The sequence below is a fragment of the Bradyrhizobium sp. AZCC 1610 genome (genome assembly GCF_036924515.1).
In the GTDB taxonomy this organism is placed as follows: Bacteria; Pseudomonadota; Alphaproteobacteria; order Rhizobiales; family Xanthobacteraceae; genus Bradyrhizobium.
Map to the genome: position 1 here is coordinate 2,868,936 of NZ_JAZHRR010000001.1, position 16,355 is coordinate 2,885,290.

Sequence of the window (16,355 nt, forward strand, 5' to 3'; positions counted from 1 at the left end):
TGGTCTTTGGCGATTGGCGGTATGCCCGGAGGCCGGTTCGGTTTCTGATTAGATCAGAGACGGGTCCCAGTTTGTTGTTTCAACGCGTTTCTTCACCCGAGCCGGTATCACTTCGCTTGAAAACGCTATAACAAACCACTGAATACGGCCAGTCTGGGGCGGTAAACCGGTTCGGGAACCTGAATTCGGGTAGCGCCCGTGCAATAGCAGATATCGATGCTGGAATCGACACTTAGAGACCGTGTGAAGGACCTGCTGACGCCCTCGGGGCGGAGCGATGTTCCGCCCTTCATGGTGATGGACGTGATGGCGGCCGCGGCCCGCATCGAAGCCGCCGGCGGCCATGTCATTCATATGGAAGTGGGGCAGCCGGCGGCGGCGGCGCCCAGGGTCGCGATCGCAGCCGCGCATGCCGCGCTCGATGCGGCGCGGATCGATTACACGTCCGCGCTGGGCATCCCCTCGCTGCGCACGCGGATCGCAAAGCACTACCGCGATGCTTACGGCTGTGCGGTCGATCCCGAGCGCATTGTCATCACGACCGGCTCGTCCGGCGGTTTCATTCTGGCGTTTCTGTCGATGTTCGAGCCGGGCGACCGGGTGGCGGTCACGGTGCCGGGTTATCCGCCATACCGACATATCCTGACGGCGCTCGGCTGTGAGCCGGTGCTGATCGAGACATCAAGCGCAACGCGTCACGCGTTGACGGGCGAGGCCTTGCTGGCCGCACACCGCAAGGCGCCGCTGAAGGGCGTGCTGGTCGGCAGCCCCGCCAATCCGACGGGAACGATGATGTCGCGCGAGGCGCTCACCGGCCTGATCAATGCGGCGGAAGGCGCGGGCATCCGCTTCATTTCCGACGAGATCTATCACGGCCTCGACTATGCGTTTCCGGCGGTGACGGCGGCGGAGCTTTCGCCGCATGCACTCGTGATCAATTCGTTCTCGAAATATTTCTGCATGACCGGCTGGCGGGTCGGCTGGATGGTGGTGCCGGAGTCGCTGGTGCGGCCGATCGAACGGCTGCAGCAGAACCTGTCGATCTCGGTGCCGACGCTGTCGCAGATCGCGGCCGAAGCGGCATTCGAAGGCCGCGAAGAGATGGAGGCGATCAAGCGCGGCTATCAGGAGAACCGCCGCATCCTGATCGAGGGACTGCCAAAGGCCGGCCTCTCCAAGTTTCTGCCTGCGGATGGCGCCTTCTACCTCTACGCCGATGTTTCGGATTTCACCGCCGACAGTTTCGAATTTGCCGGCCGCATGTTGGAGAAGGCGCATGTGGCGGCGACGCCAGGCGTCGATTTCGATCCGATCCACGGCCGTAGTTTCATTCGCTTCTCCTACGCGCGCTCGGCTGACGAGATGCGTGAAGCGGTGACGCGCATCGCGCGTTGGCTTGGATAGAACCGACCAGCCCTTCATCCACATCATCCGTCAATCAAACCGGGGAGCCATCCGTGTCCGCCAGAACCATGCCTGAAACCGTCGTGCCGCCGCATTTTCCGCTCGCCGCCCTGCTGTGGCCGTATCGCACTGATGGATCGTCCGGCCTGTTGCGCAGCGTGATCCTGGTCGCACTGGGAACGGCGCTGCTGACCCTGTCGGCCAAGGTCAATCTGCCATTGCCCTACGTTCCGATGACGCTGCAGACGCTGGTGGTGCTGGTGATCGGCGCGGCCTATGGCTGGCGGCTCGGCAGCGCAACACTCATGGCCTATCTGGCCGAAGGGGCGATCGGATTTCCGGTATTTGCAGGTCCTGCCGGCGGCCTCGCGCCGCTGATGGGGCCGACGGCCGGATATCTCTTCGGCTTCGTGGCGGCGGCATTCGTTACGGGGTGGTTGAGCGAGCGCGGCTGGGATCGATCGGCGCTCCGGCTGTTCGTGGCGATGGCGTTCGGACACATTCTGATTCTCGCCGCCGGATTTTGCTGGCTGGCGTTCGGCATGAAGCTCGGTGTCGAAAAGGCGTGGCTGGTCGGCATCGCGCCGTTCATCGCGGCGTCATTGATCAAGAACGCGCTCGGCGCCGCGCTCGTGCCGGCGATCCGGCGGATTTTCGACCCGCGCGGTTAAACTGGCCGCGCCGGCGCAACACCCGCAACTCCATTGACTCCGCTGTATCAAAGGATTTTGGATTGGCGCAGGGGCTGTCGATCCGCGAGTTCTGACGGGGAGTAAACGTCATGGCGGCAACGATTGCGACCGAAGCAGCGGTGAGTGCGGCAAAACCCTGGTACAGGATTCTCTATGTTCAGGTCTTGATTGCCATTGTGCTCGGCGCGCTTGTGGGCTGGCTGTGGCCGGGACTTGCGACCAACGACTGGATCAAGGCGCTCGGCGACGGCTTCATCAAGCTGATCAAGATGGTGATCGCACCGATCATCTTCTGCACGGTGGTATCCGGCATCGCGCATATACAAGATGCCAAGAAGGTTGGCCGGATCGGCGTCAAGGCGCTGGTCTATTTCGAGGTCGTCTCCACCTTTGCGCTGGTGTTAGGCCTCTTGGTCGGCAATCTGGTCAAGCCGGGCGCGGGTTTCGGCGGCGGCATGGCGAACGCGCAAGCCGTCGCCGGCTACGCCAAGCAGGCCGAGGCGCAGAAGAGCGTCGATTTCTTTCTGCACATCATTCCCGATACGGTGGTCGGCGCTTTCGCGCAGGGCGAAATCCTCCAGGTGCTGCTGTTCTCGATCCTGTTCGGTTTTGCGCTGATGGGCCTCGGCGAGCGCGGCCATACGATGCGCGCCTTTATCGACGACGCCGCGCATGCCGTGTTCGGTGTCATCGCCATCGTGATGAAGGCAGCCCCAATCGGCGCGTTCGGCGCGATGGCGTTCACGATCGGCAAGTTCGGAACCGGCGCGATCCTGAACCTGGTCGGGTTGATCGCGACCTTCTACGTCACCGCTGCGCTGTTCGTGTTCGTGGTGCTCGGCGTGATCGCGCGGATGGTCGGTTTCTCGATCTTCAAGTTCCTGGCCTACATCAAGGACGAGCTCTTGATCGTGCTCGGCACGTCGTCCTCCGAAAGCGCGCTGCCATCCTTGATGGAAAAGCTCGAGCGGCTCGGCTGTTCCAAGTCGGTGGTGGGCCTCGTGGTGCCGACCGGCTACTCGTTCAACCTCGACGGCACCAATATCTACATGACGCTGGCGACCCTGTTCATCGCGCAGGCGCTCGGTTTCGATCTCTCCTTCAGCCAGCAACTGACCATCCTCCTGGTCGCGATGCTGACCTCGAAGGGAGCGTCCGGCATTACCGGGGCCGGCTTCATCACGCTGGCCGCGACGCTCGCCGTGGTCGATCCGCGGCTGGTGCCGGGTATGGCCATCGTTCTCGGCATCGACAAGTTCATGAGCGAGTGCCGCGCGCTGACCAATCTGTGCGGCAACGGCGTCGCCTGCGTGGTGGTGTCGTGGTGGGAGGGCGAGCTCGATCACGACAGGCTGCACGCCAATCTGAACAAGCAGATCGATCCGTCCGACGTGGAGACTGCGATCACGACGGGATAGCGCCCAGCTCGATGCAAATAAAAAACCGCCTGGTTTTGGCCGGGCGGTTTTTCTTTTGGTTCGATCCTTACTCGCCGCTGCCGAAGCGCCGCGACCACCAGCCCGCCTTGCGTGGCGCGCCTTCGTCCGATGCGGCCGGCGCCGGCTCGGTCGGTGCAGGTGCGGGAGACTCGACCGGCTCCGGCGCGCTGTGGCTGACGGAGGGCGCCGGTTCGGCCGGAGCGCTGGTCATGAAGCTGACTTTCTCGCGCACGGTCGAACGCCGCCGCGCCGCGGCCCGCTCGGCCTCTTGCCTGGTTTCTTCAGCGGTTGGCGCGGGCTCGCTCGCAACCGGCTCGGGTTGGGCGTAGGCCGCAGGCTGCATCTCCGCCGGCTGCGAGACCGGTTCGGGCAGAACGTCGGCCTGCACCAGCGATGGCGCGGGCTCGGACGCGCCGCCGTCGAAATCGGCAACCGCGTTGGTCACTTCGGAAGCCGCCGTTGGCCGGAGTTCGTCCGCGATCGATCCGGCAAGGCCGTCTTCCAGTTCGGCACCGCGCCGGCGGCGTCCGCCGCGACGGCCGCGGCGGCGCGGGCGCCGCTCGCCACCGGCAGGCTGATCGCCGCGGGCCATGCCGGGCTGTTCGTCGCCTTCGTCCTCGTCGGCTTCACCGTCCTCGGCGGTCGCGCCTTCGACGGCCTCGACCGCGACGCGCATCGCGTCACTGTCCTCGCGCGGGGCGGCGCCGTCACGCGGCTCGCCACGGCCGCGCCGGCGTCGGCGCCGCTTGCGGCGGTGGCCGTCTCCTTCGCCTTCGCCGGCAGCCGCTTCGGCGGCATCGTCGGTCAGCCCCTCAGTCTCCTCGGTTTCGACCTCGGATTCGGTTTCGATGTCGAACGCCTCGTCGTCGTCATAGGCTTCCTCGACCAGCGGCGGGAAGGCGGCAGCCTGCGCCGCCAGCAACGCCTTGGCGGCTTCCAGCGTGTGCACCTGTTCGCCGCGGTCGATGATATACGACTGCTGGCCGCTCACGGTGGCGTCGGCAACGACGGCGAGCGACACCTTGAAGGCGTTTTCGAGATCGCGCAGATGGCCGCGCTTGTGGTTGAGCACATAGAGCGCGACGTCGGTGCGGGTGCGCACCACCAGATTGTGGGTCGCGCCCTTCATCAGGATTTCCTCGATGCCGCGCAGCAATTGCAGCGCGACCGACGAGACCGAGCGCACGTGACCGCTGCCGCCGCATGCCGCGCACGGCTCGGTCGAACTCTCCAGCACGCTGGCGCGGATGCGCTGGCGCGACATTTCGAGGAGACCGAAATGCGAGATGCGTCCGACCTGGATGCGCGCCCGATCCTGCCGCAGGCAATCGGAGAGCTTGCGCTCGACCGCGCGGTTGTTGCGCTTCTCGTCCATGTCGATGAAGTCGATGACGATGAGGCCCGCGAGATCGCGCAGGCGCAATTGCCGCGCGACTTCCTCGGACGCCTCCAGGTTGGTCTTGAGCGCGGTGTCCTCGATATGGTGTTCGCGGGTCGAGCGGCCGGAGTTGACGTCGATCGAGACCAGCGCTTCGGTCTGGTTGATGACGATGTAGCCGCCGGAGCGCAGTTGCACGGTCGGCGAGAACATCGCATCCAACTGGCTCTCGACGCCCATCCGTGAAAACAGCGGCTGGCCGTCGCGATATTGCCGGACCGCCCGCACGTTCGAGGGCATCAGCATCTTCATGAAGTCGCGCGCTTCCTGGTAGCCGGCTTCGCCGGCGACCTGGATTTCATCGATTTCCTTGTTGTAGAGGTCGCGCAGCGAGCGCTTGATCAGCGAGCCTTCCTCATAGACGAGGGTGGGGGCCTGCGACTTCAGCGTCATGTCGCGCACGGTTTCCCACATCCGGATCAGATATTCGAAGTCGCGCTTGATCTCGGGCTTGGTCCGCGAGGCGCCGGCGGTGCGCAGGATGATCCCCATGCCCTCGGGCACGTCGAGGTCCTGCACCACTTCCTTCAGCCGCGAACGGTCCTGGGCCGAGGTGATCTTGCGGCTGATGCCGCCGCCGCGGGCGGTGTTGGGCATCAGCACCGCATAGCGGCCGGCCAGCGACAGATAGGTCGTCAGCGCCGCGCCCTTGTTGCCACGCTCTTCCTTGACGACCTGAACCAGCATCACCTGGCGGCGCTTGATGACTTCCTGGATCTTGTACTGCCGGCGCGGGCGGAATGGGCGTTCCGGAACTTCCTCCAGCACGTCGTCGCCACCGACGGATTCGACGACTTCCTCTTCGGCGTCGTCGCCGTCGTCCTCATCGTCGTGGCCGTCGTCGCGTTCGGAAGCCGGGGCGAGTTCGTCGGAAGAAGCAACCGCGTACCCTTCGCCGGCGTGCTCGATATGCGGCGCGTCGTCGGCGTGGGCCGCGTTTTCGCGCGCCTGTTCCTCGTCATGCTGCTCATCATGAGCGTGTTCAGTATGAGCGTGTTCAGTCGTCGCCTCGGGGGCGGCCGCCTCGACCGGCGCCACGGCGGGTATGCCGGATTCCACTTCTGCGACCGGTGCTTCGCCTGCGGCATCTGCCCGTTCGTCAGGACCTTGCGCCTGGTGGTCGTGGTGAGGATCGTGATCGTGGTGATCGTGCGAATGATCGCGATCGAGACCATGCGCCTCGCGATCATGCGCATCATCGTCGTGACGCGCCGTATCCTCATGATGCTCAGCGTCGTGCGGATGCACGTCGCCGGCATACGCGCCTTCGTGCTGATGCGCCTCGCCTTCATAAGGCTGGGTCGCCTGTGAGGGATCCTGGCCGGCGTTCTCGACGACGCCGCTCTGGACGCGGTCGCCATGGCCGCGACGGCGCGCATTGCGGTGGCGCGAGCGGCCACGGTGGCGGTTGGAGGAGCGGTTCTCGCTCTCTTCCTCGGCCTCGCGATGGGCGCGTTCGTCAGCCTCGATCAGCGCCTGACGGTCGGCGACCGGGATCTGATAGTAGTCCGGGTGGATTTCGCTGAAGGCCAGGAAGCCGTGGCGGTTGCCGCCATATTCGATGAACGCCGCCTGCAGCGACGGTTCTACGCGCGTGACCTTGGCGAGATAGATATTGCCGCGGAGCTGCTTGCGCTGGGCTGTCTCGAAATCAAATTCTTCGACGCGATTGCCGCGGACCACAACGACCCGGGTCTCTTCCGGGTGGGTGGCGTCGATCAACATCTTGTTGGGCATTTTGGAACTCTTGACGGCGGCGGGCGCGGTGCATGGCGCGCGCAAATTGCGCGGCCCGGTGACGCGACGGTCCACCTGATTCGGGGGTGAGGGGAAGGCCAAAACGCACTTCTTGGCGCCGCGCCGAACGGGGAGCCACCAGAGCGTGGCGACGCGCGAAGCTTTCGCCTCGCGTCGGCGCGATCGTTCCGTGGATCCTGGTCGGCAACACAGTCTGGCGCATTAAGCGTCGGCCCGTCTAAACATGTTGGCGGAAAAGATACCGCCGTATTTATCGCTGAAGGCCCGGTTCGACGCCTAAACGCCCGCCGGCCATCGCATATCGGACCGTTTTGGGTCCGGATAATCAGTTTTGCCGTGTCTCAAACCGTCCCTGGAAAAGGTACCTGGGACCGGACGCCGCTCGGGCTCGAAACCGCCACTCCGTGTCAGCCGCGCGCGGCGCTGGCTGTGGAGGGGTCGGGAAAGACGCAGGTTCCTTCGACTTGGAAGGCTCCAGCGCTGCACCGGGAGGCTGAACGCGACACAACCGGGAGTATTAGCCGTCAGCACCTCGTACATACGTGGATTGGGGGCTGCGTGCAAGGGAAGCGCAAGGGAACCCGCGGCCGAGCGTCGCAGCGCGGCAACACTCGCTCCTTTTCGCCGGTCGAACCTTAAGGTCCGGTTAACCCTGCGGTTCTAATGCGGTAAGGGAGGGCTCCTCCGGAGGCACCGAATCGTTGGCGAGTCGCGCAAATCACCTTGTTTTGCTACGCGTATTGTGCGCCGCAGCATTGCTGTGCACCCAAATGATCGGCCGCAGCGCGGCCCAAGCACAGGTTTATCAAGCACCGGTTTATCAAGGACCGGCTTCTCAAGCCGCCATTCCCAGCCCGACGGCGGTATCGAATTTCCCGATCGCGTCTGACGCTCGCCTGGCCGGCGATGCCAAACAGACCCGTTTCATCCTCGATCTCGACAAGGCGATCCAGTTTCGGGCCTTCGCCCTGGCGGACCCCTATCGCGTGGTCGTCGATCTTCCCCAGGTCAGTTTCCAGCTTCCGGCCGGAGTCGGTGTCGCAGGGCGGGGATTGGTCAAGGCGTTCCGCTACGGTCTGATCATGCCGGGTGGGTCGCGGATCGTGTTTGACCTGACCGGACCGGCCAGGATTGCCAAATCCTACGTGCTGGAGGCTGCCAACGGCCAGCCGCCGCGGCTGGTGCTCGAATTCGAAGAGGTGGACCGCACCGCCTTTGTCCAGTCGCTGGCCCCCGAAAGCCGCCCCGAACTGCGGCCAGCGATCGCCGAGGCCAACGCAGCCGTTGCGCGGGCGGATGCGCCAGCCGCGCCGAAGCCTGCACCCGGGCCGCCCGACAAGAGGCCGGTCGTCGTGATCGATCCCGGCCATGGCGGCGTTGACAACGGCACCCAAGCCGGCGGCGGCGACATCATGGAAAAGAATCTGGTGCTGGTTTTTGGCCTGGCGCTGCGCGATCGGATCGAGAAGTCGGGCAAGTATCGCGTCGTCATGACCCGCACGGACGACACCTTCATTCCGCTCGGCGACCGCGTGAAGATCGCGCGCAACGAGTCGGCGGCGCTGTTCGTCTCGATCCATGCCGATGCCTTGCGGCGTGGCGAGGGCGACGCCCAGGGCGCCACCATCTATACGCTGTCGGATAAAGCCACCGACTCGGAGGCCGAGCGGCTGGCGGACACTGAAAACAAGTCGGACGCGATCGGCGGGGTCAGTCTCGCCGACGAGCCGACCGAAGTCGCCGACATCCTGATCGATCTGGTGCAGCGGGAGACCAAAACCTTTTCAAACCGCTTTGCGCGGGTCCTGATGGGTGAAATGAAGAACACGGTGCGGATGCACAAGCATCCGTTGAAATCGGCCGGTTTTCGGGTCCTGAAGGCCCCCGACGTGCCCTCGGTCCTGGTCGAGCTCGGCTATGTCTCGAACAAGGGCGACCTTGAGCATCTGGTATCGGAAAACTGGCGGAACCGGACGGTCGGATCGATGGCGCAGGCAATTGATGCGTTTTTAGCCAAACAGCTGGCAACTGCCGGACCGGGCAAGTGAAAAGTCCGGTACACCTGGCGTAAGAGCAGGCTGAAAAGCGTGCCGTCCGGTGGACCAAGCCCTAGTTTGGCCACAGCGGCAACGGTATAGAAAATCGACTGCTGGTCTTCGGAATCGGTCAATTTGTCCGCCGGGCCTTTTATTGTTCGACCGCGTGGCTGCAACTCGTTCGGCGGGATTGCCGTAGCTAGGATAGACGCCGCGGATATCGGCGCACAGGGTTGGAACGGAAACTTCGATAATGCGCTTGCTGGTCCGGTTTTTGGGTTTCCTGTTCGCTGCCGGGACCGTCGTGTTCCTGGTCGGCGTTGCCGGCGTCGCGGGCGCGATCTGGCATTTCTCCAAGGACTTGCCCGAGTACTCACAGCTTCAGGATTACGAACCGCCGGTGATGACGCGCGTGCATGCGTCCGATGGTGCGCTGCTCGGCGAGTATTCCAAGGAGCGCCGGCTCTATCTGCCGATCCAGGCGGTGCCGAAACTCGTCATCAACGCCTTCCTCGCGGCCGAGGACAAGAACTTCTACGAGCATGGCGGCATCGACTTCACCGGCATGGCGCGCGCGGCCGTCCTGTATGCGCAAAATTTCGGCTCCAACAAGCGGCCGCAGGGCGCCTCGACGATCACCCAGCAGGTTGCAAAGAACTTCCTGCTGACCAACGAGGTCTCGTTCACCCGCAAGATCAAGGAAGCCTTGCTGGCGATGCGCATCGAGCGCGCCTATTCCAAGGACCGCATCCTCGAACTCTATCTCAATGAAATCTATCTCGGCCTCGGCGCCTACGGCATCGCCGCGGCGTCGCTGGTCTATTTCGACAAATCGGTGAACGAACTCACGATCGCGGAAGCCTCCTATCTGGCGGCGTTGCCCAAGGCACCCGCGGCTCTGCATCCGGTTCGTAACCGCGATCGCGCGGTCGAGCGGCGCAACTACGTGGTCGATCGCATGGTGGAAAACGGCTGGGTCAAGCAGGCCGACGCTGACAAGGCCCGCAAGGAACAGCTCAACGTCACCACCAGCCGCGGCAACGGCGCGCATACGTTTGCCGGCGAGTATTTTGCCGAGGAAGTCCGGCGCGACATCTTCGAGCGCTACGGCGAAAAGAAACTCTATGAAGGCGGCTTGTCGGTCCGTGCCACGCTCGACCCGAAGATGCAGGTCATGGCGCGCAAGACCATGGTCGCGGGCCTCGTGAGATATGACGAGGCGAGCGGCTGGCGCGGCGCGCCTTCCAAGCTGGATGTTTCCGCCGACTGGGGCGTGAAGCTCGCGGACGTCAAGTCGCTGGGCGATATCGCCCCCTGGCGGATAGCCGTGGTGCTGGAGACCTCCGACCAGTCGGCGCGGATTGGCTTCCAGCCGGGCCGCGAACTCGGCGGCGCCGTCAGCAAGCAGCGGCAGACCGGCATCATCACGATCGAGGGCGTGCGTTGGGCCAAGGCGGCCTCGGGGCCTGCGAGGGGCAAGACGCCGACCTCGGTGGCGCAGGTGCTGTCGCCTGGCGACGTGATCTATGCCGACCCGCTGTTCGACAAGGAGGGCAAGCCGATTGAAGGCCAATATCGGTTGCGTCAGTTGCCGGAAGTTTCGGGCGCGATGGTTGCCATGGACCCGTGGACCGGCCGCGTGCTGGCGATGGTTGGTGGCTTCTCGTTCGATCAGAGCCAATTCAACCGCGCGACCCAAGCCTATCGGCAGCCGGGTTCGTCCTTCAAGCCGCTGGTGTATTCGGCGGCAATGGACAACGGCTACACCCCGTCGACGGTCGTCGTCGACGCGCCCATTGAAATTGATCAGGGACAGGGCGTCGGTGTCTGGCGCCCGGAAAACTATTCGTCGGGAAAATACCAGGGACCGGTCACCTTGCGCAACGCGCTGCGGAATTCGCTGAATACGGTGACGGTGCGGCTGGCCCAGGACATCGGCATGCCGTTGATCGGCGAGTATTCCAAGCGTTTCGGCGTCTACGACGAACTGCCGAACTATCTGTCGTATGCACTCGGCGCCGGCGAAACCACGGTCATGCGGATGGTGACGGCCTATTCGATGTTCGCCAATGGCGGCCGCCGCGTGAAGCCGACGCTGATCGATCGCATTCAGGATCGCTACGGCCACACCATCTTCAAGCATGACGCCCGCGAATGCCGCGGTTGCGACGCGCCCGGCGGCTGGAAGAATCAGGCCGAGCCGCAGCTCGTGGACCGCCGCGAGCAGGTGCTCGATCCGATGACGGCCTACCAGATCACCTCGATGATGGAATATGTGGTGCAGGCCGGCACCGCGACGGTGGTCAAGGAAGTCGGCAAGCCGATCGCCGGCAAGACCGGCACCACCAACGATGAAAAGGACGCCTGGTTCATCGGCTTCTCGCCGGACCTCGTGGTCGGCATCTATGTCGGTTTCGACAAGCCGCGCAATCTCGGCCGCGGCATGACCGGCGGTCATCTGGCCGCGCCGATCGCCAAGGACTTCCTGAAGCTTGCGCTCGCCGACAAGCCCGCTGTTCCCTTCAAGGTGCCCGCCGGCATCAAGCTCGTCCGCGTCGACCCCAAGAGCGGCATGCGCGCCGGTCCGGGCAGTGGCGGCCTTCTGGAAGCCTTCAAGCCGGGCACCGCGCCGCCGGATAACTACTCGGTCATCGGCGTGGCCGATGCGGACGGCCGGATGCCGCAAGGATACCAGCAGGGATACCCGCAAGGGTACCAGCCCGACGGCGGCAATATCATGCGTCCCGGAACCGGCGGGCTTTACTGAATCCCGCAAGAAGCGTTCACAACCTCAAGACGTACCTCTCGGACATTGCGGTATATAAATGTTTGGATCCGGTCGATCTGAGCGATCCATGTCGCCGGAGAGGAAATCTCCGATGGACACGAGGACATGCGCCGGCTGTTACGGTGCAAGGGTTGGAACGGAGCGTCGATAGTGCGGTTTCTGGTCCGGTTTTTGGGTTTCCTGTTTACCGCCGGAACCGTCGTGTTCCTGGTGGGCGTGGCCGGCGTCGCGGGCGCGATCTGGCATTTCTCCAGGGACTTGCCGGACTATTCGCAACTTCAGGATTACGAGCCGCCGGTGATGACGCGCGTCCATGCGTCCGACGGTGCGCTGCTCGGCGAGTATTCCAAGGAGCGTCGCCTCTATCTGCCGATCCAGGCGATGCCAAAACTCGTCACCAACGCGTTCCTGGCGGCCGAGGACAAGAACTTCTACGAGCACGGCGGCATCGACTTCACCGGCATGGCGCGCGCGGCCGTGGTGTATGCGCAGAACTTTGGCTCCAACCGCCGGCCGCAGGGTGCGTCGACGATCACCCAGCAGGTTGCAAAGAACTTCCTGCTGACCAACGAGGTCTCGTTCACCCGCAAGATCAAGGAAGCCTTGCTGGCGATGCGCATCGAGCGCGCCTATTCCAAGGACCGCATCCTCGAACTCTATCTCAATGAAATCTATCTCGGCCTCGGCGCCTACGGCATCGCCGCGGCGTCGCTGGTCTATTTCGACAAATCGGTGAACGAACTAACGGTTGCGGAAGCCTCGTATCTTGCAGCGCTTCCGAAAGCACCGGCGATGTTGCATCCGGTGCGCAACCGCGATCGGGCGGTCGAGCGGCGCAATTACGTGATCGATCGCCTGGTGGAAAACGGCTGGATCAAGCAGGCCGATGCCGACAAGGCCCGCAAGGAGCCGCTGGCCGTGACCAGCCGGTCCAACGCCGCGCACACCTTTGCCGGCGAGTATTTTGCCGAGGAAGTCCGGCGCGACATCTTCGAGCGCTACGGCGAAAAGAAACTCTATGAAGGCGGCCTGTCGGTCCGCACCACGCTCGATCCGAAGCTGCAGGTGATGGCGCGCAAAACCGTGGCCGCCGGCCTCGTGAACTTTGACGAGGCCCAGGGCTGGCGCGGAGCTATGAGCAAGCTCGACATTTCCGGCGACTGGGGCGTCAAACTCGCCGACGTCAAATCGCTCAGCGACATCTCGCCCTGGCGAATGGCCGTGGTGCTGGAGACATCCGATCAGTCGGCTCGTATCGGTTTCCAGCCCGGCCGCGAACTGGGAGGCGCCATCTCCAAGGACCGCCTAACCGGCCTCATCACGCTGGAAGGTGTCCGATGGGCGAGGGCGGCTTCCGCTTCGGCTCGCGGCAAGACGCCGGGCGCCGTCTCGCAAATTCTTTCGCCAGGCGACGTGATCTACGCCGATCCGCTGATCAAGGACGGCAACACGGTCGAGGGCCAGTATCGTCTGCGACAATTGCCTGAAGTGTCCGGCGCCATGGTCGCGATGGATCCGTGGACCGGCCGCGTGGTCGCGATGGTGGGTGGCTTCTCGTTCGACCAAAGCCAGTTCAATCGCGCGACCCAGGCCTATCGACAGCCGGGATCGACGTTCAAGCCGCTGGTCTATTCGGCGGCGATGGACAATGGCTATACGCCGTCGACCATCATGATCGACGGGCCGATCGAGATCGATCAGGGGCAGGGCGCCGGCGTCTGGCGACCGGAGAACTTTTCGGTGGGCAGTTACCGTGGCCCCATTACCCTCCGCGAAGCCCTCAAATGGTCGGTTAACACCGTCACGGTGCGGTTGGCGCAGGATGTCGGTATGCCCTTGATCGGTGAATATGCCAAACGCTTCGGCGTCTATGAGGAATTGCCGAACTATCTTTCCTATTCGCTCGGCGCCGGCGAAACCACGGTAATGCGGATGGTCACGGCGTATTCGATGTTCGCCAACGGCGGCCGGCGGGTGAAGCCGACCCTGATCGACCGCATCCAGGACCGCTACGGACGCACGATTTTCAAGCATGATGCGCGCGAGTGTCGCGGCTGCGACGCGCCCGGCGGCTGGAAGAATCAGCCCGAGCCCCAGCTTGTCGACCGCAGGGAGCAGGTGCTCGATTCGATGACGGCCTATCAGATCACCTCGATGTTGGAGGGGGTGGTGCAGGGCGGCACGGCCTCGGTCATGCGCGAGGTCGGCAAGCCGATCGCCGGCAAAACCGGTACTACCAGCGATGGAAAAGATGTCTGGTTCATCGGCTTTTCGTCGGATCTCGTCGTCGGTCTCTATCTTGGCTATGACAAGCCCCGCAGTCTGGGCAGGGCCGCGCAAGGAGGCCATACCGCCGCGCCGATCGTCAAAGAGTTCATGAAGCTCGCGCTCGCCGACAAGCCGGCGACCCCGTTCAAGATTCCCGCCGGCATCAGGCTGGTTCGCCTCGATGCCAAGAGCGGCATGCGCCCCGCACCGGGCGAGGGCGGCCGCACCATCCTGGAAGCCTTCAAGCCGGGCACCGCACCGCCGGATAATTATTCCCTCGTTGGCGTTACCGACCAGGATGGACGCGTGCCACAAGAAATCTCGCCTGACTCGGGCAATATCGTGCGTCCCGGAACCGGCCGGCTGTACTAGCAACCGGTTTGCGGATTGCGCTTTGTGGTGCAGGCCGCTACATCCCTCTCTCATCATCCAGTAGCGGTTCCGACCGCAGACAGAAGAGACCATGCGCGCCGAAGTCGAACGCCTCGTAGAAGAGATCAAGCAGTCAGTCGGGCTGCTGAGGAGGCATCTTTGACGTCGAGAAATCCACGGCTCGACTCGCCGAGCTGAACAAGCTCGCCGAAGATCCCAATCTCTGGAATGACCCCCAGAAGGCCCAGAAGCTGATGCAGGAGCGCACCTCGCTGGTGGATGCGCTTGAGGGCATCGGCAAGGTCGAGCGCGAACTCGACGACAATGTCGAGATGATCGCGCTGGGCGAAGCCGAGAACGATGAAGGCGTCGTGGTCGAGGCCGAGAACGCACTGAAGGCGCTGAAGAAGGAAGTCGCGCGCCGCGAACTGGAAGCGCTGCTGTCGGGCGAGGCCGACAAGTTCGATTCCTATCTTGAGGTGCATGCCGGCGCCGGCGGCACCGAGAGCCAGGACTGGGCGGCGATGCTCTTGCGCATGTATACGCGCTGGGCCGAGGAGCACGGCTTCAAGATCGAGTATCTCGAAGAGACTCCCGGCGAAGAAGCCGGCATCAAATCTGCGACCATCCAGATCAGCGGCCACAATGCCTATGGCTGGCTGAAGACGGAGGCGGGCGTGCACCGCCTGGTGCGGATCTCGCCATTCGATTCCAACGCGCGCCGGCACACCTCGTTTTCGTCAGTCGCGATCTTTCCGGTGGTCGATAACAGCATCAAGATCGATATCGCCGAGTCCGACGTGCGCACTGATACGATGCGCTCGGGCGGCGCCGGCGGCCAGCACGTCAACAAGACCGAATCCGCGGTGCGCCTGACGCATATTCCGACCGGCGTCGCGGTGGTCTGCCAGGCCGGCCGCTCGCAGCACAAGAACCGCGCCCAGGCCTGGGACATGCTGCGCGCGCGGCTCTACGAAATCGAACTGAAGCGGCGCGAGCAACAGGCCGCCGCCGATCAGGCCGCCAAGACCGATATCGGCTGGGGCCACCAGATCCGCTCCTACGTGCTGCAGCCCTACCAGATGGTGAAGGACCTGCGCACCGGCGTGCAGACCTCCGATACGTCTGGCGTGCTCGACGGCGACCTTGACGAATTCATGGCGGCGACGCTGGCGCAGCGCGCGTTCGGCACCACGCCCGGCGCGGTCGAGGATGTGGACTAGCCGATGACGAAGGTCGGCTTCATCGGGCTCGGCCGCATGGGCCATGGCATGGCCGGCCGCTATCTCGATGCCGGCTTTTCGGTCGCGGTGTGGAATCGCAGCAAGGTAAAAGCGGAGAGCCTGATCGTGCGCGGCGCACGGTGGGCCTCGTCGCCTGCGGACGCTGCCGATGGCGCGGATGCCGTCGTGACCATGGTCGCGGACGACGAAGCCTCGCACACCGTTTGGCTCGGCAAGGATGGCGCGGCTGCAACGATGAAGGCGGGCAGCCTCGCGATCGAATGCTCGACTGTGTCGCATCAGCACGCGCTCGACATGGCGCGCGAACTGCGCGGGCGCGGCCTGATCTATATCGACTGTCCCGTCACCGGCCTGCCGCAAGCGGCGGCTGCCGGAAAGCTGACTTTGCTGGTCGGCGCCGATGCGGCCGATCTCGATTCCGCAAAACCGTATCTCGCGCCGATCGGCGACGTGGTCAGGCATTTCGGCGCGGTCGGCACCGGCACCGTCTTCAAGCTGATCAACAACCTGATGGGCGCGGTGCAGATCGCGAGCCTTGCCGAAGGCATCGCGATGGCCGAGCAGGCCGGGCTCGACATGAGCCTCGTGGCGGATGCGTTGGCGACCGGCGCGGTGGCGTCGCCGCAGGTGATCCGGCATTCAAAGCGCATGGTGGCGCGCGATTTCTCCGGCGCGTCGTTCACTTCGGCACTTCGCTACAAGGATGCGGTCTACGCGGTGAAATTGGCCGAGAGCCTGCTCGCCAACGCACCGCTGGTCGGGCATGCCGTGGTCGAGGCCTACGCCCGGGCAAAGGCCGAGATGCCCGATGACGACGAGGGCAGGATGATCGAGATCGTCTCGCGGCCGAAATAGCCGCCGCAAACCTGTATCCGGAATCGGGTGGCAAGACCCGGCGCGGCTGAATAGAGCTGTC

The 16,355-nt window shown here is 64.1% G+C and carries 9 protein-coding genes; 8 read left to right on the top strand and 1 reads right to left on the bottom strand.

The window, feature by feature from the left end; all coding sequences use genetic code 11:
• The first annotated feature begins 216 nt into the window (after positions 1-216).
• The 3 genes from V1279_RS13860 to V1279_RS13870 all read left to right on the top strand — a co-directional run bounded on the left by V1279_RS13860 (position 217) and on the right by V1279_RS13870 (position 3,514).
• Positions 217-1,404: a pyridoxal phosphate-dependent aminotransferase gene (locus V1279_RS13860; RefSeq protein ID WP_334436603.1), complete on the top strand. Its 1,188-nt coding sequence runs from the start codon at positions 217-219 to the stop codon at positions 1,402-1,404.
• A gap of 53 nt (positions 1,405-1,457) precedes the next feature.
• Positions 1,458-2,075 carry a biotin transporter BioY gene (locus V1279_RS13865; protein ID WP_442894766.1) on the top strand — a complete coding sequence of 206 codons (618 nt, stop codon included), beginning with the start codon at positions 1,458-1,460 and terminating at the stop codon, positions 2,073-2,075.
• Positions 2,076-2,185: 110 nt separating this feature from the next.
• Complete coding sequence (locus V1279_RS13870) at positions 2,186-3,514, top strand: dicarboxylate/amino acid:cation symporter (protein ID WP_334436606.1); 1,329 nt, start codon at positions 2,186-2,188, stop codon at positions 3,512-3,514.
• A 67-nt stretch (positions 3,515-3,581) separates the two neighbouring features.
• Here V1279_RS13870 and V1279_RS13875 read toward each other — a convergent pair whose 3' ends face one another.
• Positions 3,582-6,710, bottom strand: a complete 3,129-nt coding sequence (locus V1279_RS13875) for an Rne/Rng family ribonuclease (protein WP_334436609.1) — start codon at positions 6,708-6,710, stop codon at positions 3,582-3,584.
• Positions 6,711-7,432: 722 nt separating this feature from the next.
• On the opposite strand from V1279_RS13875, the gene V1279_RS13880 reads away from it, so the two are divergent.
• The 5 genes from V1279_RS13880 (at position 7,433) to V1279_RS13900 (ending at position 16,294) form a co-directional block, all read left to right on the top strand.
• Positions 7,433-8,779 carry an N-acetylmuramoyl-L-alanine amidase gene (locus V1279_RS13880; protein ID WP_334436611.1) on the top strand — a complete coding sequence of 449 codons (1,347 nt, stop codon included), beginning with the start codon at positions 7,433-7,435 and terminating at the stop codon, positions 8,777-8,779.
• A gap of 241 nt (positions 8,780-9,020) precedes the next feature.
• A complete protein-coding gene (locus V1279_RS13885) occupies positions 9,021-11,534 on the top strand; it encodes a penicillin-binding protein 1A (RefSeq protein ID WP_334436614.1) in 2,514 nt (837 codons plus the stop codon).
• A gap of 171 nt (positions 11,535-11,705) precedes the next feature.
• Complete coding sequence (locus tag V1279_RS13890) at positions 11,706-14,195, top strand: penicillin-binding protein 1A (RefSeq protein WP_334436617.1); 2,490 nt, start codon at positions 11,706-11,708, stop codon at positions 14,193-14,195.
• Between the two features lie 91 nt (positions 14,196-14,286).
• Positions 14,287-15,418 (top strand): peptide chain release factor 2 gene (gene prfB, locus V1279_RS13895; protein ID WP_334436619.1). Its coding sequence is split into 2 segments (ribosomal slippage): positions 14,287-14,355 and positions 14,357-15,418, totalling 1,131 coding nucleotides; the frame shifts between segments, so codons are not numbered across the junction.
• A 3-nt stretch (positions 15,419-15,421) separates the two neighbouring features.
• Positions 15,422-16,294 carry an NAD(P)-dependent oxidoreductase gene (locus V1279_RS13900; protein ID WP_334436621.1) on the top strand — a complete coding sequence of 291 codons (873 nt, stop codon included), beginning with the start codon at positions 15,422-15,424 and terminating at the stop codon, positions 16,292-16,294.
• Positions 16,295-16,355 lie beyond the last annotated feature (61 nt).

What these genes read in the sequence shown, in the direction of transcription:
- V1279_RS13900 (WP_334436621.1), top strand. Translation starts at nt 15,422, where the DNA reads ATGACGAAGGTCGGCTTCATCGGGCTCGGCCGCATGGGCCATGGCATG.
- V1279_RS13875 (WP_334436609.1), bottom strand. Translation starts at nt 6,710, where the DNA reads ATGCCCAACAAGATGTTGATCGACGCCACCCACCCGGAAGAGACCCGG.
- V1279_RS13870 (WP_334436606.1), top strand. Translation starts at nt 2,186, where the DNA reads ATGGCGGCAACGATTGCGACCGAAGCAGCGGTGAGTGCGGCAAAACCC.
- V1279_RS13860 (WP_334436603.1), top strand. Translation starts at nt 217, where the DNA reads ATGCTGGAATCGACACTTAGAGACCGTGTGAAGGACCTGCTGACGCCC.
- V1279_RS13885 (WP_334436614.1), top strand. Translation starts at nt 9,021, where the DNA reads ATGCGCTTGCTGGTCCGGTTTTTGGGTTTCCTGTTCGCTGCCGGGACC.